This is a genomic window from Allobosea sp. RIT-PG3_2, from assembly GCF_057321085.1.
This window is the reverse complement of the sequence record NZ_JBXWCA010000006.1, coordinates 114,484-132,272: the sequence shown is the minus strand read 5'-3', so window position 1 is coordinate 132,272 and position 17,789 is coordinate 114,484. Positions and strand designations below refer to the sequence as shown.

16 protein-coding genes are annotated in these 17,789 nt (G+C 65.5%); 6 read left to right on the top strand and 10 right to left on the bottom strand.

Annotated features, from left to right (window positions below; all coding sequences use genetic code 11):
- Nucleotides 1-101: 101 nt before the first annotated feature.
- From AC2FAN_RS18155 to AC2FAN_RS18145, 3 genes are all read left to right on the top strand, one after another.
- The gene (locus tag AC2FAN_RS18155; RefSeq protein ID WP_265054032.1) at nt 102-881 is read left to right on the top strand and encodes an SDR family oxidoreductase; all 780 of its coding nucleotides are present in this window, start codon (nt 102-104) and stop codon (nt 879-881) included.
- 122 nt (nt 882-1,003) lie between these two features.
- Complete coding sequence (locus tag AC2FAN_RS18150; RefSeq protein ID WP_265054033.1) at nt 1,004-1,927, top strand: DMT family transporter; 924 nt, start codon at nt 1,004-1,006, stop codon at nt 1,925-1,927.
- 81 nt (nt 1,928-2,008) lie between these two features.
- Nucleotides 2,009-2,629: a helix-turn-helix domain-containing protein gene (locus AC2FAN_RS18145; protein WP_265054034.1), complete on the top strand. Its 621-nt coding sequence runs from the start codon at nt 2,009-2,011 to the stop codon at nt 2,627-2,629.
- 255 nt (nt 2,630-2,884) lie between these two features.
- On the opposite strand, the gene AC2FAN_RS18140 is transcribed toward AC2FAN_RS18145, so the two are convergent.
- The 8 genes from AC2FAN_RS18140 to lysM all read right to left on the bottom strand — a co-directional run bounded on the left by AC2FAN_RS18140 (nt 2,885) and on the right by lysM (nt 11,350).
- The gene (locus AC2FAN_RS18140) at nt 2,885-3,928 is read right to left on the bottom strand and encodes a glycosyltransferase family 8 protein (protein WP_485175811.1); all 1,044 of its coding nucleotides are present in this window, start codon (nt 3,926-3,928) and stop codon (nt 2,885-2,887) included.
- 320 nt (nt 3,929-4,248) lie between these two features.
- A complete protein-coding gene (locus AC2FAN_RS18135) occupies nt 4,249-4,866 on the bottom strand; it encodes an HAD-IA family hydrolase (protein ID WP_485175810.1) in 618 nt (205 codons plus the stop codon).
- Nucleotides 4,867-4,961: 95 nt separating this feature from the next.
- Complete coding sequence (locus AC2FAN_RS18130) at nt 4,962-5,891, bottom strand: c-type cytochrome (RefSeq protein ID WP_485175938.1); 930 nt, start codon at nt 5,889-5,891, stop codon at nt 4,962-4,964.
- 321 nt (nt 5,892-6,212) lie between these two features.
- On the bottom strand, nt 6,213-6,641 hold the full coding sequence (locus AC2FAN_RS18125; RefSeq protein WP_485175809.1) for a c-type cytochrome: 429 nt from the start codon (nt 6,639-6,641) through the stop codon (nt 6,213-6,215).
- Nucleotides 6,642-6,772: 131 nt separating this feature from the next.
- Nucleotides 6,773-9,082, bottom strand: a complete 2,310-nt coding sequence (locus tag AC2FAN_RS18120) for a xanthine dehydrogenase family protein molybdopterin-binding subunit (protein WP_265054039.1) — start codon at nt 9,080-9,082, stop codon at nt 6,773-6,775.
- Nucleotides 9,083-9,441: 359 nt separating this feature from the next.
- Nucleotides 9,442-10,401: a YiiG family protein gene (locus AC2FAN_RS18115; RefSeq protein WP_485175808.1), complete on the bottom strand. Its 960-nt coding sequence runs from the start codon at nt 10,399-10,401 to the stop codon at nt 9,442-9,444.
- A gap of 48 nt (nt 10,402-10,449) precedes the next feature.
- A complete protein-coding gene (locus AC2FAN_RS18110; protein ID WP_265054041.1) occupies nt 10,450-10,767 on the bottom strand; it encodes a rhodanese-like domain-containing protein in 318 nt (105 codons plus the stop codon).
- Nucleotides 10,768-10,906: 139 nt separating this feature from the next.
- Nucleotides 10,907-11,350, bottom strand: coding sequence for a peptidoglycan-binding protein LysM (gene lysM, locus AC2FAN_RS18105; protein ID WP_265054042.1), 444 nt, complete (start codon nt 11,348-11,350; stop codon nt 10,907-10,909).
- Between the two features lie 164 nt (nt 11,351-11,514).
- Here lysM and AC2FAN_RS18100 point away from each other — a divergent pair, with 164 nt between their 5' ends.
- Nucleotides 11,515-11,943, top strand: coding sequence for a GlcG/HbpS family heme-binding protein (locus AC2FAN_RS18100; protein ID WP_485175807.1), 429 nt, complete (start codon nt 11,515-11,517; stop codon nt 11,941-11,943).
- A gap of 100 nt (nt 11,944-12,043) precedes the next feature.
- On the top strand, nt 12,044-13,105 hold the full coding sequence (locus AC2FAN_RS18095) for an NAD(P)/FAD-dependent oxidoreductase (protein ID WP_485175806.1): 1,062 nt from the start codon (nt 12,044-12,046) through the stop codon (nt 13,103-13,105).
- A gap of 53 nt (nt 13,106-13,158) precedes the next feature.
- Here the strand turns inward: AC2FAN_RS18095 and AC2FAN_RS18090 are convergent, their stop codons facing one another.
- Nucleotides 13,159-15,663 (bottom strand): hypothetical protein, encoded by a 2,505-nt coding sequence (locus AC2FAN_RS18090; protein WP_485175805.1) that lies wholly within the window; start codon nt 15,661-15,663, stop codon nt 13,159-13,161.
- Between the two features lie 315 nt (nt 15,664-15,978).
- Entirely contained in the window at nt 15,979-17,211 is a 1,233-nt protein-coding gene (locus tag AC2FAN_RS18085; RefSeq protein WP_485175937.1) for a urate hydroxylase PuuD, read from the bottom strand.
- 136 nt (nt 17,212-17,347) lie between these two features.
- Between AC2FAN_RS18085 and uraH the strand changes: the two genes are divergently transcribed.
- Nucleotides 17,348-17,701 (top strand): hydroxyisourate hydrolase, encoded by a 354-nt coding sequence (gene uraH, locus AC2FAN_RS18080; protein WP_485175804.1) that lies wholly within the window; start codon nt 17,348-17,350, stop codon nt 17,699-17,701.
- The last annotated feature ends 88 nt before the right edge of the window (nt 17,702-17,789 follow it).

Genomic DNA, 17,789 nt, shown 5'->3' with positions numbered 1-17,789 from the left:
TCGGGGCGTGTGTCTGATTTGCGTTGCGCTTTGATGACGGCGAGGCCAATCCATGGTCTGGGTGAGGGCCTCGAAAGCCTCCCTGCTCATCGGAGAACGCAATGGATCTCGGAATCGCCGGCCGTACGGCCATCGTCTGCGCCTCCAGCAAGGGGCTCGGCCGCGGCTGCGCCGAAGCCCTGGCGGAAGCCGGCTGCACCGTCGTGATCAACGGCCGCAACGCCACGACCCTCGAGGCCACCGCAAGCGCCATCCGCGCCGCGACCGGCGCGACGATCATCGCCGTCGTCGCCGATGTCTCGACCCGCGCCGGACAGGACGCCCTGCTCGCCGCCGCGCCCAACCCCGACATCCTCGTCAACAACAATGGCGGCCCGCCGCCCAAGCCCTTCCGCGACGTGACGCGCGACGGACTGCTGGAAGGCGTCGTGCAGAACATGGCGACGCCGCTGGAGCTGGTTCAGCGCGTCATCGACGGCATGATCGAGCGCCGCTTCGGCCGCATCGTCAACATCACCTCCGCGAGCGTGGTGACGCCGCTGACCGGCCTCGACGTTTCCTCCGCCGCCCGCGCGGGCCTGACCGCCTTTCTCTCCGGCGTGGCCCGCGAGGTCGCGCATGCCAACGTCACCATCAACAACATCCTGCCCGGCGTGTTCGACACCGACCGGATCAAGACCGCGACCACCAAGGTCGCCGAAATGCAGGGCATCAGCATCGAGGAGGCCACGAAGAAGCGGCTCGCCGCGGTCCCGGCCGGCCGCCTCGGCACGCCGAACGAATTCGGCAAGCTCTGCGCCTTCCTCGCCAGCGACCATGCCGGCTACATTACCGGCCAGAATTTCCTGATCGACGGGGGCTCTTTCCGCGGCACGTTCTGAGCCGCGCGCCGCGGGCTTGGCGGGGTTGCAGAGTTCACGCTTCGCCGCCCTGCCTGGACATGGTCTAAGCACAGGAACGGTTTCGCTCGAAACCGTTCCTGCTCCCCTGGCGCACCGTTCCGTTGTCCCCTTTTCTCGGCATCACCCTCAAGCTGGTTTCGGCACTGGCCTTCACCCTGATGTCGGCGGCGATCAAGTCGATCTCGACGCGCTATCCGACGGGTGAGATCGTCTTCATCCGCTCCTTCTTCGCGATGATCCCCCTGCTCATCTGGCTGGCCTGGCGCTCCGAGCTGCCGGCGGCGCTGAAGACGAGCAATCTGCGCGGCCACCTCAAGCGCGGCATCATGGGCTCGACCGGCATGTTCTGCGGCTTCGCGGCGCTGCAGTTCCTGCCCTTGTCGGAAGCGGTGGCGATCGGTTACGCCGCGCCGCTCGCCGTCGTCATGCTCGCCGCGCTCGTCCTCAAGGAACGGGTCCGCATCTATCGCTGGAGCGCGGTGGCGATCGGTTTCGTCGGCGTGCTGATCATGCTCTCGCCACATCTCGGCGCCGGCGCCCATCCGATGGGCACGGGCTCGGCCATCGGCGCCGCGCTCGGCCTCGCCGGCGCCTTCTGCTCGGCCTTCGCCTCGGTCGAGGTCCGGCTCCTGACCCAGACCGAGCGCACCGGCGCCATCGTCTTCTACTTCATGCTGCTGACCAGCCTGCTCGGCTTCTCGACCATCCTGCTCGGCTGGAACATCCCCGATCTCCAGGACGCCCTGCTGATGGTCGTCATTGGCATCCTCGGCGGGCTCGGCCAGATCCTGATCGTGCAGGCCTATCGCTACGGCGATGCCTCGCTGATCGCGCCGTTCGAGTACTCGACGATGCTCTGGGCCGTGGCGATCGGCTGGTTCTGGTTCGGCGAATGGCCACCGATGACGATCCTGATCGGCGCCTTCATCGTCATCACCTCCGGCATCTATGTGATCCTGCGCGAACGCCAGCTCGGCCTCGCACGGCGCGAGCAGCGCGAGGTCGGCCCCAGCCGCATAACCTGACGCCCGCATGGGCATTGTTCGCTTGTTCAAACGATCGTCCGCCGTTACAAACGACACATCAGTCGAAACGGGGCCGGATGCATGGGAATCGAGACGAAAGAGCGCGGCGGGCGGGAGCTTGAGTCCGGAGCTCAGGTGATCTCGGGCCAGCTCGGCAAGACGATCCAGCGCCTGCGCAAGGCCTATAATTTCTCGCTCTCCGATCTCGCCGAGCAGTCCGGCGTCGCCAAGTCGATCATCAGTCAGATCGAGCGCAACGAGACCAACCCGACGCTGGCGACGATCTGGCGGCTCTCGCAGGCGCTCGACATCTCGATCGAGCGCGTGCTCTCCAGCGGCGAGGAAGAGCCCTTCATCGACAAGACCACACGAGCCGACACGCCGATCCTCGTTTCCGAGGACGGCAAGCTCAGGCTCGCGATCGTCGGCTGGATCAAGACGGTCGAATGGCTGCAATGGTACGAGGTCTCGTCCGAGCCCGGCGGGGAGCTCGACTCCGAGGGGCATCAGCGTGGCTCGATCGAGTCGCTCTCGGTCACCGCCGGCGAGTTCGAGGTCGAGGTCGGCGACATCGTCCAGCGCGCCAAGGCCGGCGAGACGCTGCGCTACCGCTGCGACCGCCGCCACGTCGTCCGCTGCGTCGGCAACGAACCCGGCCACGCCCTGATGGTCTGCATCCTCAAGGCGGCGGTGATGGAGTAGGCAGACGCTCCGCTCCCATGCACGCATCTTCCCGCCCGCGCATCGCGCGGGCGTTTTATATTCGAGGGGCAACGGAGCGCTGCGAGCCGCCGGGCGCGGGATTTGCTCCTCCTCTCGATCAGCCGGCGACGCGAACGCCCCCCGCCAGATAGACCGCGACAACGTTGAAGCAGGCCTCGACCAGCCGGGCGCGAAAGGCCGACGCAGGCCCTCGGCCATGCAACGAGAGCCTCGCGCCCGCCGGACACAGATTTGTCAGGCAGGCCGCAAAGCCGTCTGCAGCAAGCCGACTGCCGCCCTCTTGAGACGCCACAGCGCGTAGAAGGCTCGATAGCCGATCACGCTTTCAAGCTTCGCAAAAGGCGAAATATCAACCCTGCGCCAGTATGGCGTCATCTTCAGGTATCTGACGAAAAATGAGGAGCGCGGTTTTTTGTAGTCAGCATTCCATGGTTTGTACTTGCCGTCATAGTGCACGATGAAAGGGCTGTTCCTGGAAGAGACCCATTCGGCACGGCTGTAGGCTGGCGCAACCCATCGCTCCGGAAGCAGGGAGGTGGACACCTGGTTCCAGCGCTGATCAAGGCGGAACCAGTCATCGAAGAGGACTGCGTTGAGCGCGCCTTGATCGAGAAACTGAACGCGGTCCTTGTGCTCGGCGAGATAATGAAACACGCGCTCCGACACGTTACGTTCTCGCCAGAGCTTCAGATTAATGACGAGTACACCGCTTTGAAAATAGCGGTTTGATGGCGGGATGCCGAGCTCGGCATAGTTGAACACAACAGGATCGGATTCCGATGTCGACGACGTATCCAATGCCGGTGGCGCATCCAGCTTCGAGGATACGTAGGGATACCAAACGTTCGATACAGCCGAAATCGCGAATTCAGGGTTCGCTGCATCGCTGAGCGAAGCGAGGTCCGCCAGGACGACGAGATCGCAGTCGAGATAAATGACCTGCTCGCAGTCGGCCGGCAGGACATGGGGGGCCAGCAGTCGCGAATAGGCGTCTGGCGAGATGTACTTCAGATCCCCTTGCGAGAAAAACGCCTCGAAAGAAGAGAGATCGACGGGCGACCAGTGGAAGGTGATCTCGACCTTCTCGCGCGCCATCTCGCCGATCACCCGCTCTAGCTCAATCTGCGCAGCAGCCTCGATATCGGAGGTCAGAACATGGATATGCAAGGGCCGATCTGATTTGTAGTTGCATACTACTGACGTCAACATCACGGTGAGCGGCATGATATACCGGGTATTGGATGCGCAAAGAAGGTGAACATCTTCCTTTCCAGCCACTATTCACCCTCCCGAAGATTTGGCCCGACGGGGTAAGTCTAGTCCGAGCCAGGAGAAAGGATAAGTCGATGCGAGGCACTCAAAATAGGGAGCGCCATGCGCAAAGGTGGCATACGACTGCGACCAGCGGCGTTCGCCAAAGCTAGCTTTGCCACTCTCGCGACGGCGCTCGATCGAAGCGCTCTCGGTCACCGCAGGAGAATTCGAGGTCGAGGTCAGCAACATCGTCCAGCGCGCCAAGGTCGGCAAAACGCTGCGACCGCCGCCACGTCGTCCGCTGCGTCGGCAACGAACCCGGCCACGCCTTGATGGGCTGCATCTCAAGGCGGCGGTGATGGAGTAGACGGACCGCAATCGGCCGCCTGTTCCATCAAGGCAGTAACCGATCGCGTCCCATTCCACAAAGCCGCACTCCACCCCCTCGCATGTGCTGCATCGACGTTGGCCTGCTTATCGTCGATGAAGAATATATCCGAAGGAGAAAAGCCGCTTTTTGCTTCTACCGCGCGAAAGAAGCGCTCATCGGGTTTGGCGCAACCAAGCTCTGCCGCGTAGTGCATATCGTCGAAGCTGCGCTTCAGCTCCAGCCCGTGCCAGATGTGCCGGGCTCGTTGATGCTCCTGCACCGTGGCGAGGTGAAGCTTCACTCCGGCTGACCTGATCGGGTCAAGTTGCGCAAGCAGGCTATGATTGAGGTGAGCATCGTTTTCGAACCAGTATCGCGTTAATGTCTCCGCGCTGAGATGCGGCGCGATCTCGGCAAGTACCGGTTCGAGACGCGCTCGCAGATCGGCGCGTCCCAGAATGATGTCTTGCCAGTGCGGCTGGAAGAAAGCCGCATGCAACAGCTCGCTTGACAGGTCGAGGTCGCGTTCGAGATGCGCCGACCAGCCGCGGGGATCGGGATGCACGATTACGACTCCGTCGACGTCGAGCATTAAGGCCTTGAAGCGCATCCTCCGATGATAGGGCGAATGCTTCTTTTCACCGATAGCGGCCTCTGCGCCCGGGGGTTGTTCCAGCCGGGCTCTCCTCACTTCGCCTGCGGCCGTGCCGGCCCTTCAACCGGCGGCAGCGATTTCAGGTATTCCGCCATTGCCATTCGGTCGGCGTCGGGGAGTTGCGCGATGTTGCGCACCACTGCCGCCATCGTGCCGCCGACATTGTCGAAGCTCGGCGTGAAGCCGGTCTTCAGCAGCTCCGCGATCTCTTCCTTCGACCATTTGGCGAGGCCGTTTTCGGACTGCGTAATATTCGGCACCCAGCCCTTACCTTCAGGATCGGGGCCGCCAGCGAAGCGGGTCGCCGGGATGATCGCGCCGAGCGCGTTGCGAGCCGAGTGGCATTCGGCGCAATGGCCGGGGCCGTTGACGAGATAGGCGCCGCGATTCCACGCCTCGCTCTTCGCCGGGTCCGGACGGAAGGACGCCCCTTCGAAGAACAGCAGCTTCCAGCCGCCGACCAGACGGCGGATGTTGAACGGGAACGGCAGGTCATGCGCCGCCGCCCGGCCCTCGACCGGCGGCAGGGTGCGGATATAGGCGAAGAGATCGGCCAGCGCCCGCGGCGGCATCAGCCGGTAGGAGGTGTAGGGGAAGGCTGGGTAGAGATGCTGCCCCTTCGGCGAGACGCCGGCCGCCATCGCATCGACGAAGTCCTGCACACCCCAATTGCCGATGCCGTCGCGCGTATGCGGCGAGATATTCGGCGCATGGAAGGTGCCGAAGGGCGAGGCGAGCGCGAGCCCACCGCCGAGCCGGAGCTTGTCGTCCTGCCCCGGCGTCGCATGGCACGAGGCGCAACCTCCCGCCGCGAACAGCAGCTTGCCGTTCTCGATATCCGCCGCCGGCAGCGCGCCGACCTCCGGCGAGGGCGAGACCACTCGCGGATCGGTCAGGACGTAGAAGCCGGCGAAGGCCAGCGCCACGAACACGACGAGGGTCACGAACAGGCGGCGCAGCAACAGCATCGGCATCTCCACAAGGCACGTCCGCCAGATTGGACGGGCCGGCGTCTCATCGGCAACCCTCAAAACGCAGCAATTCCAAACTGATCGTGACGATCTTCCATAGAACCACGCTGCCGCCCGGCAAAAGGCGTCATTCTCGGGCGAAGCGAAGCGCAGACCCGGGAATCTCATGACGACAAGGCGCTGGTTTCCGAGATGCTCGGGTCAAGCCCGAGCATGACTGCGAGGGAGCAGCCAAGGCTGCCTCGGTCACGAAAAAGCGGGCGGCCATCACTGGCGCCCGCTTCGGTGCACGTCACAAGTGGCCGGGTCGGCCTATTTCTTGACGCGATAAGCCTCGTGGCAGGTGCCGCAATTCTTCGTCGCCGCACCGAAGGCCGGGCGAAAACCGTCGAGGCTGGTGACGGCGGCGCCCGCCGCGGCGTCGGCCTCGAACTTGGCAAAGGCCGCCTTGAACCCGGCCTGATCCTCCCAGATCTTCGGCGAAGCCGTGGTCTCGCCGGTCTTGGAATTGTCGGGGAACAGCCCCGGCACTTTCTTCGCCGCGTCGGCATAGGTCTTGAAGACGGCCTGCGCCTTGGCAGCGTCGAAGGGAACGTCTCCCTTCGCAATGGCCGCGCCTTCGCGCGTCGCGGCGCCGATCGCCTTCATCGCCTGCTGGCGCTCCGCGATCGGGTTCGACTGCGCCGTCACGGCGGAGAGGCCGAGCGCAAGGCCGGCGAGCACTAAAGCAGTGCGGATCATCCCTATCCCCTTTGAGGCAAGCCGGCGCCGGACGACGCCGTTTTGAACTCTTCCAGATCAAACGATGATCGCGACGTAAGCCAGTCGCTTTTGCGTGAACGGATTTGCACCTGCGCAAACCCGCCCTTGCATCAAAGCGGATAGCCCGCTTCCTTGAGCGCGTTGAAGACCTTGAGCGGCGTCGCCGGCATGTCCATGGCCTTGATGCCGGCAGCGCGATCGAGCGCATCGACCATCGCGTTCATCACCGCTGGGCAGGCACCGATCGCCCCCGCCTCGCCCGCGCCCTTCACGCCGATGGCGTTGGTGACGCAGCGGACATTGCGCGTCTCGAAATGGAAGTTCGGGATGTCGATCGCGCGCGGCAGGGCGTAATCCATGAAGGTCGCGGTCAGCATCTGCCCATCGGGATCGAACCGGATTTCCTCCATCAGCGCCTGGCCGATGCCCTGCGCTGCGCCGCCATGCACCTGTCCCTGCAGCATCAGCGGGTTCAGCGTCACGCCGAAATCGTCGACCACGACATAGTTTAGGATCTCGGTCGCCCCGGTGCCCGGATCGATCTCCAGTTCGCAGACATGCGTGCCGTTCGGATAGGTCGCCTCCGGCGGCTGCCAGCTCTGGTGCACCTTGAGCAGGGCTGGAGACGCGCCCGGCAGCGCGGCGATGGCCGCGAGGTCGAGCGCCTTGTCGGTGCCGACGATCCTGACCGCGCCATCGACGAGTTCGAGATCGCCGACCGCCGCCTCCAGCTTCTCCGAGGCGAGCTGCTTGAGGTTGTCGGTCAGGATTTCGGTCGCCTTGTTGAGCGCCGCGCCGCCGACGGGGATAGAGCGCGAACCGCCTGTGCCGGAGCCCGTCTCGACGCGATCGGTGTCGCCCTGGATCACACGAATGCGGTCCATCGGGATGTCGAGATGCTGCGAGACGAGCTGGGAGTAGGCCGTCTCATGCCCCTGCCCGTTCGACTGCGTGCCGATCAGCACGGTGACCGTGCCGTCCTTCTCGAGGATCACGGTCGAGCTTTCCGGCCCGCCGCCGCCGCAGGCCTCGATATAGCAGGCCAAGCCGATGCCGCGGATCCTGCCGGCCTTGGCCGAGGCCTTGTGGCGCGCCTTGAAGCCCTTCCAGTCGGCCACGTCCATGGCGCGGCGCATATGGCCCTCGAACTCGCCGGAATCGTAGACCGGCCCGGTCTGCGTCTTGTGCGGCATCTCTGTAGGCTTGACGAAGTTCTGGATCCTCACCGCTTCCGGCGTCTTGCCGGTCTCGCGCGCGATGGCATCGACCAGCCGTTCGATCAGATAGGCCGCCTCCGGGCGCCCCGCGCCGCGATAGGCGTCGACCGGTGTCGTGTTGGTCAGCACGCCGCGGAACAGCACGTGCACGGCCGGGATGCTGTAGCAGCCCGGCGTCATCGTCGTGCCGACCCAGGGAATGAAAGGCCCATATTGCGAGAGATAGGCGCCCATCTCGGCCGAGAGATCGACCTTGAGGCCGATGAACCTGCCCTTCGCGTCGAGCGCCATCGTCGCCTTGGCGAGATTGGCCCGGCCATGCGTGTCCGCGAGGAAATGCTCGTTGCGGTCGGAGACCCAGCGCACCGGGCGCTTCAGCTTCTCGGCCGCGATCATCGCCAGCGGATATTCGCGGTAGAGGAAGATCTTGGTGCCGAAGCCGCCGCCGACATCGGGCGTCACCACGCGGATGCGCTTGGGATCGACCTTCAGCACATAGTTCGCGATCAGGTCGCGCATGCCATGGCTGCCCTGGCTGCCCAGCGTCAGGGTCCAGCGCTTCTCGGCCTTGTCGTATTCGGCGATGCAGGCGCGCGTCTCCATGTAGTTGGAGGCGAGGCGGTTGTTGACGACGGTCAATGAGACCGTGCGCGCCGCCTTGGCGAAGGCCTGCTCGGTCTTCTCGCGGTCGCCCTGCTCGGCTTCGAAGGCGACGTTGCCCGGCCGGTCCGCCCAGACCTGCGGCGCGTCCTCGGCCAAGGCCTCTGCGATGCCGGTCACAGCCGGCAGCGGGCCCCAGTCGATCTCGATCGCTTCGGCCGCGTCGCGCGCCTGCGCCAGCGTCTCGGCGACGATGAAGGCCACGGCCTCGCCGACATGTCGCACGGTGTCGGTCGGCAGGACCGGGACCGGCAGCGGCTTCACCATCTCGCCGGAGGTGGTCTTGATCACCCCCTTGCAGGGCAGGTCGCCATAATCGGCCACGTCCTTGCCGGTCAGGATCAGCTTCACGCCCTTCAATTGGCGGGCGGTCCCGGTGTCGCCGATCGTGAAGCGGGCATGGGCATAGGGAGAGCGCAGCACGAAGGCGTGCAGAGCCCCTTCCGAGGCGATGTCGTCGGTATACCGGCCCGTGCCGGTCGTCAGGCGTTGATCCTCGACCCGCCGCACAGGCTGGCCGAAACCGAATTTCATGGGACGCATGAGGCATATCCTCAGTTAGGGTCTGTACGCACTATGGACGCTGTTCTGATCGGGCCAAAACGGCCGACGCCCAGGAGGCGCCCGATGCCTCAGGCATCGGGCAAGGGACCGACGCAGCCATCGGCCGTTTTCGCCCGACCCCGAAGGGGCGCGGGCCTTTTGGTCGGCTGCGGCGTCGCGCGGCCTTGCAAACCGGGCGGTTTGCGGCGTCCACGCTCCTGGCCGCCGACCAAAATGCCCAGCGTCAGAGCAACGTCCATAGTGCGTACAGACCCTTGGTCTGATGAAAGACTGGAACAGAAACGGCGCTACGTCAGCCCCCGGCACGTGGCGCGGGGGCTGCGTTCAGCGCATTACTCTCAGCGCGCGGTCCGGATTGCCGTCTCCGAGAGCGAGACCATGGTGTTATAGTTGTTGACGATCCAGTTCGCGTCGCTCGCGGCGCCACGCCGGACATCGCCCTTGCTCTTGGCCAGCTTGTCGCTGAAGTCGCGCAGCTTGCCGAGCCAGGAGCTCGCCTGGCTCTCGATGAAGGGCACGCCGGACGGGTTCTTGTCCTTGAACGCGTCCATCTCGCGCACCGCGCCGGCATAGTCGGCGATGGCGGCATTGAAGACCTTCAGGTCGACGACCGGGCTCTCGTTGCTCGGCATCAGATCCATCACGGCGCGCGCATTGATCATGATGTTGCGCACCTGCCAGCGCGCCGAGCGCCCTTCCCGCTGCTCGACCGAGGCAAGCTCGCGCTGGTCCAGCCCCTTCTTGTAGACGCGCATCAGCGCATCGAGCTTGGCCCGCTCCTCCAGGAAGGTCTTGGCGGCCGGCACCATCAGCGCGTGCAGCCTCTGCCCCTCCGCGAGGTTGTCGTCGCGATAGTCCTTGCGGTCGTAATAGCGCTCGGCCCGGGTGATCGACGGCGCCAGCTCCTGATAGGCCTTGATGTAGTTCCCGACGGTGGCGTCGATCGCCGGCAGCTTCGGCTCGCGCGCCATCGCTTCCTCCGCCTTCTTGATCTCGCCCGCCACGTCATAAAGGCTGTAGAGCCCGTAGGTGATGTAGCGCTCCTTGCCGGTCGGACCCTTCTTCATGTCGACCCAGCTCGCATAGCGCTGCCAGGACTGGATCGCGCGCAGCGTGCGGTTCATCAGCGCCGTATAGGCGTTCGACTTGGTGATCGCGGCCTGGAGATCCTCGTCCCCCGCCTTGCTCGCGCTGCCGGCCGGGACGGTCGCGGCCGGCTGGGCCAGGGTGGCATTCGGCGCGGCAAGAAGGGCGGCGGCGGCGCAGGCAGCGCCGAAGAAGAACGCTCGGGTCAACATGGTCCGATCCCTGGTAGGCGAAATCTCGGGAGAGCGCGGCATGCGCCGTCAATCCTGCACGACCGGCTCGCCATGCATCAGCCAGTCCTTGAAGCCGCCGGCATAATGGCTGTCGATGTCTAGACCGGCCGATTGCGCGAATTCCAGCGCCCGCCGTGAGCGCACTCCGGCGGCGCAGGACAGCACGAGTCGCTTGCCCGGCTCATTCGGCAGATCCGCCGGGTCGAACTGCGAGAGCGGCCGCGAGACCGAGCCGGGGATATGGCCGGCGGCGAATTCATACGGCTCACGGACATCGACGAGCAGGATCGAGCCGTCGCTCAGGCCCGCCTTGATGTCGTCGATGTCGAGGTCGTTCACGATCATGGGCAGCTCTTTCGCGCAGACTCGTCGTACCGCCCAGATAAGGCGGCGCGACGGCCATGGCCAGCGCGAGGCGCTCCGGGAAACCGAACAAATGAAAACAGCCGCGGGACCGGCCCGCGGCTGCGCCGATGCGAAATCCTCAAGCCTTCGGCGGGATGCGCAGGACCCAGCCGGGCTGGATCAGGTCGGGGTTCTTCACCGGCGGCGTGTTGGCCTTGACGATCTCGGTATATTTCGCGCCCTGGCCCTTGCCGTAATGCTCCTCGGCGATCTTCCAGAGCGTGTCACCCTTCTTCACCGTGTAGAACACGGCGGCCGGCGCCTCCTTGTTGACGGCGAGGTCGGATTCGACCTGCGCGACGCCGGTGGTGTTGCCGAGCGCAAGGATGATCTTCTCCGCCTCTTCCGTCGAAACGGCCTTGCCGGACACCTTCACCTTGTCGCCGTCGATCTGGATATTGACGTCGGATGGCAGGCCGTGCCCCGCCAGTTCCTTCTGCAGGTCATCGGCGGTGGCCGCCTTCGCCGCGCCCGATCCGAAGATCTTGGCGCCGGCTTCCTTGATGAAACTGAACAAACCCATGGTATGCCCTCCTTGTCTCGGGTGACTATCAAGCCCTGTCGTGGCGTCGCACGCAAGCAGCCGACGTTTCTAGAGAGACGGTCGCGCGCGACAGCCCGGCGAGAGGGCTCTTCCCTGCCCGCCCGGCGACTGGCAAGAACGCCGTATCGAAACGGGAGTTCCCCATGCTGACCCTCGCCCAGGCCCAGACCATCCTCCAGGCAGCCCTCGCCCACGGCGAAGCCAATGGCTTCAAGCCGCTCGCCATCGCGATCCTGGACTCGCGCGGCGCCCAGAAGGTCTTCGCAGCCCAGGACGGAACCAGCCTGAAGCGCGGCGAGATCGCGCTCGGCAAGGCTCATGGCGTGATCGCGCTGGGTATCGGCTCACGCGCGCTGCACAAGATGGCGCTGGACCGGCCCTACTTCGTCGAGGCGGCGACGCACGCCGTCGGCGGCTCGCTCGTGCCGGTACCCGGCGGCGTACTGATCCGCTCGCCCGAAGGAGCGGTTCTCGGCGCCATCGGCATCTCCGGCGACACCTCCGACAATGACGAAGCGGCCGCCTGCACGGGCATCGCGGCAGCCAGCCTCAGCGCCGATACGGGGGCCTGATCCGCGTTTTTGCACTTGTCATCCGGCCATCGAGGGCTCATCTCCTCACCGTCACCAGGTTCGTTAAATCGGACAGTTTGGACCGGATCGAAGGTAGATCATGAGCGAAACGGCTGCCGCCAACGAGAATGAGGTCATCACCACCGACGTCGTCATCATCGGCGCCGGTCCGTGCGGCCTCTTCACCGTCTTCGAACTCGGCCTGCTCGACATCCGCGCGCATCTCGTCGACATCCTGCCCAAGGTCGGCGGGCAGTGCGCGGAGCTCTATCCGGAGAAGCCGATCTACGACATTCCGGGCTTCCCGATGGTGACGGGCCAGGCGCTGGTCGACAATCTGCTCGAGCAGATCAAGCCGTTCGGGCCGACCTTCCACCTCAACCAGATGATCGAGACGCTGGAGTCGACAGGCACCGCCGCGGCGCCGCGCTTTCGCGTCGTCACCGATGCCGGCACGGTCTTCGACACCAAGACGGTGATCATCGCCGCGGGCGGCGGGTCCTTCCTGCCGAAGAAGCCGCCGATCCCCGCCATCGAGACCTATGAGAACGGCTCCGTCTTCTACGCCGTGCGCAAGATGGAAACCTTCCGCGGCCGCAACATCCTGATCGTCGGCGGCGGCGATTCCGCCCTCGACTGGACGCTCAACCTCCAGCCCATAGCCAACCGCGTCACGCTGATGCATCGCCGCGACGATTTCCGCGCCGCGCCGCACTCGGTCGAACAGATGCGCAGCCTCGTCGCCGAGGGCAAGATGGACATGAAGCTCGGCCAGGTCACCGGCCTGAAGGGCGCGGACGGCAAGCTCGAAGCTGCCATCTGCCGCGGCACCGACAACGAAACCTTCGAGATCGCCTGCGATACGATGCTGCCCTTCTTCGGGCTGACGATGAAGCTCGGCCCGATCGCCGACTGGGGCCTGAACCTGCACGAGAACCTGATCCCAGTCGACACCGAGAAGTTCGAGACGAACGTGCCCGGCATCTTCGCCGTCGGCGACATCAACAGCTATCCGGGCAAGCTGAAGCTCATCCTCTCCGGCTTCCACGAGGCCGCACTCTGCTCTCAGAAGGTCCACCGCTACGTCTATCCGGAGAAGCGGCTGACCTTCCAGTACACGACCTCCTCGTCGAGCCTGCAGAAGAAGCTCGGCGTCGCCTGAGCAGGCCTCTTTCGGGCAGGTACGATCAAGCCGCGGCGTAGGCCGCGGCTTTTTCATTGTGCCGTGATGTCGCTCGGGATGTGAGCAGCAGCCGTCCCGCTCCGCGCCGGCGTATTCTGCGCCGGGGCGAGGCCGAGCGAATTGCGCACGCTCTGAGACGGACCGGCCAGCATCGGCCCCTCGCCCGGCGCGGTGACGATCTGAGGCTCGTCATGCATCGGCGGCAGCGGGAGATTATCCTCCGGCTCCTGCGGCTCAATGCGCGCCTTGAGCTCGGCAAGCGCGCCCGACAGCGGCTGGAAGCTGAAGCGCACCTTGTGCGTGCCGGCCGGAACCTGCACGGCGCGGAACAACACGTTCGCCTTTAGGATCTCCGTCTCGACGCCGTCGACCTCGGCCTTCCACCAGGGGTGCCAAATGTCGTTGAGCACCACGAAGCCGGCTGAAGGCGTCGTCACCTCGATCTCGACCTCGGCATTGCGATACCGCGTCAGCTTCACATCGGCCTGCACCGCGACCGGCCCTTCCGCCGCCACGACCGGCGGCTCGACATCGAGCAGCACGGCCTGCTGCGGATCGGTCTCCGGCCAGCGGCCCGAGAGCTTCATGCTCTCGAAATCGGCGAACTGCCAGCCGCCGACGAACTGCACGCGCGGCAGCGCATGCGGGTTCTCGTAGACATAGCCTTCCTTCGTCCGGGCGATCAGGTTGAGATCGCCGCCGCGCAGCGCATGGTCCACCTGGTCGATCGGGACCGGCGAGGCGATGTAGCGGAGGCCCAGCAGGTTCGCGAGCCGGCAATGATAGGACGGGAAGAGCGGCGTGAACTTGCGCTCTGACGGCGAGGCGATGCCGTCGCGCGTGCCCACCGCTTCGGAGAAATCCTCCAGCCGCAGGGGGTTGTAGCCCAGCGTGTGGTCGAAGCCGTGGACCATGCCGGCATTCGGCCATTCGAAGCCCAGGCCGAGCAGCTCGACCCGGTCGCGACGCGGTGAATCGGCCGTTTGCGCCGTCAGATGCTTCAGCAGCGCGATGGTCTCGTTCTTCGTGCCCGGCTGCAGCACGTCGTAGAGCTGCGGCGACAGGGCCGTGGATTCGTTGGGGCCGTTGTTGACGCCGAGGTCGGCTGCCACCACGCCCGTGACGAGGATAGCGGCCGCGGCCGTGCCGAGCGCGCCGCGCCAGCGCTGCAGCATGAAGAAGGCGCCGCCCGCGACCGCGAACCAGCCGATCGCCAGCGCCACGGGCTTCCAGGCATCGCCGAGATGCCCCTCGCCGCGCGACACCAGAAGCGCAACCGCCAAGCTTGCGAGAACGAGCCCGGCACCGATGAGGAGATCGCGCCGGAACGAGGTGCCCGCCTCGGCCGTCAGGATGCGATGCAGCACATAGCCCGACAGCACCGCCGCCAGCCCACCGATCAGGAAGGTCGCATCGGCCGGCCGGCGGAACACCTTGATGCCCGGCAGATAATCATAGGCGAACTGGAACAGCGGCGTGTAGCGCCCGAGCGCGAACAGCACCATGAAGGCGAACATCAGCGTCAGCGGCCGCACCGCCTTGTCCCAGAGCCAGCCACGCGTCAGCCCCGGCGCCAGCAGCAGCAGCAGCGGCAGTGCGCCGAAATAGACCTGCCCCATATTCTGCGACAGGAAGAGCTCCTTGGCCCATTGCGGATTGTTGTACGGGCCCCAGAACTCGACATTCGGGTCCTTGGCGCCGAACAGGTCGCCGATGAAGGCGGTCAGCAGCGAGACCGGATGCAGCGAGCCGCGCCCGGCTTCGGTCAGGTCGATCTCGGGCCGGGTCGTCGCCTCGGCGAAGAGCCAGGTCCAGATCAGCGGCAAGGCGATGACGGCGAGCCCCGCGACGCTGGCGGCGGCGATCGGCAGCAGGCTGGTGCGGAAAGCGGGCCAGCCGCCCGAAAGCCAATGCGCCACGACCATGCCGAAAAGCACATAGCCGCCGAGCAACGCGACCTGATCGGGCTCGAGCACCATCAGCCCGGCGGCAAGCCCGGCGAAGACGCCGGAAAGTATCGACGACCGCTGCAGCATGCGCGCCGTCAGCCAGAAGGCGATGGCGAAGAAGGCGAGGCTGGCGATCTGCCCGACATGCTGCACCCGCCAGGCGGCTGAGGCGCCGAAGGCGAAGACCAGCGCCGCCATCAGCCCGCCCGCCGGATGCCAGTTGCGATCGCGGAAGAACACGATGAGCGCCAGTCCGCCGGCCAGGAGATGCGCCAATATATAGGCGTCGACCTCGCGGAAGCTCGGTGAAGGCGAGAGCAGCGCCAGGAGGATCGCGGGCGAGAAGATCAGCGATTGCGGATCGGCGATCTGCGGCGAGCCGCCGAAGACGTTGTGGTTCCAGAACGGCGATTGGCCGGAATGGAGCGCGTTCGCAAGGAACTGGACCTGTGCCTGGAAATGCGCCTTCGCATCGAACGGAATCGTCACCGAACCCGAAAGCCAGGGCCAGCACAGGACCACCCATGCCACGACGAAACCCGCGGCCGCCAGCAGGTAGCCGGCGCCCCTTGCATCCAAACGTCTCAACTGGACCCCCACGGTCCTCGGCACGAACGGTCCCGTTCTGGGATCCTGTCTTCAGCCCTGTCAGTGGACTGACGATGCTGCGGCGCACCTGAACCGAATCTGAACGCGATCACGCATCCGTGAGCACGGCTGAGGACAAGCTGAAGAAAGACCAAAGGGGATGCGCCTGCGCGCCGATGTGTGATGGAGCCGCAGCGTCATCCCGGACAAGCTGCGAAGCGGCGCAAATCCGGGATCCATCGGAGGGCTCGGCGTTCCGCGATGGATCCCGGGTCAAGCCCGGGATGACGCGCGGTTCCTTGCGAACTCCCTGTGCTAGCGCCCGGCGGCGAGCCAGCCGGCCAGCACCTTGCGCTCCGCCGGTGTCATGCCGGAGAGGTTGTTCGGCGGCATGGCGTGCGTCATCACCGCCTGCATGCGGATGGCGCGGGCATGGGCGGCGATCTGCTCCGGCTCGTGCAGCAGCACGCCTTTCGGCGCGATCTGGATACCGGGCCAGGACGGCTCGGGCGCATGACACATGGCGCAACGCCCGGCGACGATGTTGGAGACCTCCACCGGCGGCAGCGTCATGCCCGCCAGCAGGAAGGGCTTGCCCGCCTCGCGCGGCTTGAGGCCGAGCTGCTCGCGCCCGCCCGGCGAGGACGACATCGCCACCCAGAAGGCGAGCCACAGCGCCAGGATCGCCACCGCCCAGCACCACCAGGGCGATTTCGCGTGGTTGGCGTGGCGGACGTTGAAGAAATGCCGGATCAGCGCGCCGGCCACGATCACCAGCGCCACCAGCAGCGGGATCGCAGTCGAGTTGGCGTAGGTCACCGGATAGTGGTTCGACAGCATCAGGAACAGCACCGGCAGGGTGATGTAGTTGTTGTGCGTCGAGCGCTGCTTGGCGGCCTTGCCGTATTTCGGATCGGGTTTCTCGCCGGCCGTCAGCGCCGCGATCACCTTCCGCTGCCCCGGCATGATGTTGAAGAAGACGTTGGCGGTCATGATCGTCGCCATCAGCGCGCCGGTATGGATCAGCGCGCCGCGCCCCGAAAAGACGCTGGCGAAGGCCCAGCTCGCCGCCACCACATAGCCGAAGCCGACGAGCCCGAGCAGGACGTCGTGCTTGCCGAGCGGGGACTTGCATAGCAGGTCGTAGATCAGCCAGCCCGCGACCAGCGCCGCGATGCCGATGGCGCCGGCCGCAAAGGGCGAAAGCTGCATCACCGCCGGGTCGATCAGATAGAGCTCCGACTGCGCGTAATAGACCCAGACCAGCAGGAAGAAGCCCGAAATCCAGGTCCAGTAGCTCTGCCATTTATGCCAGGTCAGCTCGGCCGGCATCACGGCCGGCGCGACCATGTATTTCCGCATCTCGTAGAAGCCACCGCCATGCACCTGCCAGGCGCGCCCGCCGGTGCCGGGCGGAATGTCATCGGCCGGCTTCAGCGAGGCGTCGAGATGAATGAAGAAGAAGGAGGCGCCGATCCAGGCGATCGCCGTGATGACATGGAGCCAGCGCAGCATCATGCCGCCCCATTCCATCAGATAGGCTTCCATCATCGGCGGTCACCATCCTCGATTCGGCCGGGCCGGCGCGACGCGCCGTTGGAATTGGCCTTCCGGCAAATTACGGTTGAGGCAAGCCGGCATGCAAGTTGCTGGCCTCGACACGCGAACCGACGGGAACCGCGACATGGCTGGGCTGACGACGCATATCCTCGACACCCATGGCGGACAGCCCGCCGCCGGGGTCGCGATTTCGCTGCGCCGCGTTAGCCCGGAAGGCAGTGAGACGCTCGTCGAGACGCTCACCAATGCCGATGGCCGCACGGACGCGCCACTGCTCACGCCCGAAGCGACCCGGCCCGGCATCTACGAGATCGACTTCGCGATCGGTCCTTATTTCCGCGAGCGCGGCGTCACGATGGCTGAGCCCGCCTTCCTCGATGTCGTCACCGTGCGCTTCGGCATCTCGGAGGTGACGCGGCATTATCACGTCCCGCTCCTCGCCTCGCCCTATGGCTATACCACCTACCGGGGAAGTTGAGTTTACCAACCCTCCGCCGTCATTCCGGGGCGGGCCGAAGGCCCGAGCCCGGAACCCAGAAACGATGCGTTTGCACGGCAAGCGCGTC

Excerpts from the sequence above, each read along its gene's own strand:
- AC2FAN_RS18110 (WP_265054041.1), bottom strand. The coding sequence starts at position 10,767 with ATGATCGTGAACGACCTCGACATCGACGACATCAAGGCGGGCCTGAGC.
- AC2FAN_RS18095 (WP_485175806.1), top strand. The coding sequence starts at position 12,044 with ATGAGCGAAACGGCTGCCGCCAACGAGAATGAGGTCATCACCACCGAC.
- AC2FAN_RS18120 (WP_265054039.1), bottom strand. The coding sequence starts at position 9,082 with ATGCGTCCCATGAAATTCGGTTTCGGCCAGCCTGTGCGGCGGGTCGAG.
- AC2FAN_RS18145 (WP_265054034.1), top strand. The coding sequence starts at position 2,009 with ATGGGAATCGAGACGAAAGAGCGCGGCGGGCGGGAGCTTGAGTCCGGA.
- AC2FAN_RS18125 (WP_485175809.1), bottom strand. The coding sequence starts at position 6,641 with ATGATCCGCACTGCTTTAGTGCTCGCCGGCCTTGCGCTCGGCCTCTCC.
- AC2FAN_RS18135 (WP_485175810.1), bottom strand. The coding sequence starts at position 4,866 with ATGCTCGACGTCGACGGAGTCGTAATCGTGCATCCCGATCCCCGCGGC.
- uraH (WP_485175804.1), top strand. The coding sequence starts at position 17,348 with ATGGCTGGGCTGACGACGCATATCCTCGACACCCATGGCGGACAGCCC.
- AC2FAN_RS18155 (WP_265054032.1), top strand. The coding sequence starts at position 102 with ATGGATCTCGGAATCGCCGGCCGTACGGCCATCGTCTGCGCCTCCAGC.
- AC2FAN_RS18100 (WP_485175807.1), top strand. The coding sequence starts at position 11,515 with ATGCTGACCCTCGCCCAGGCCCAGACCATCCTCCAGGCAGCCCTCGCC.
- AC2FAN_RS18115 (WP_485175808.1), bottom strand. The coding sequence starts at position 10,401 with ATGTTGACCCGAGCGTTCTTCTTCGGCGCTGCCTGCGCCGCCGCCGCC.
- AC2FAN_RS18085 (WP_485175937.1), bottom strand. The coding sequence starts at position 17,211 with ATGGAAGCCTATCTGATGGAATGGGGCGGCATGATGCTGCGCTGGCTC.
- lysM (WP_265054042.1), bottom strand. The coding sequence starts at position 11,350 with ATGGGTTTGTTCAGTTTCATCAAGGAAGCCGGCGCCAAGATCTTCGGA.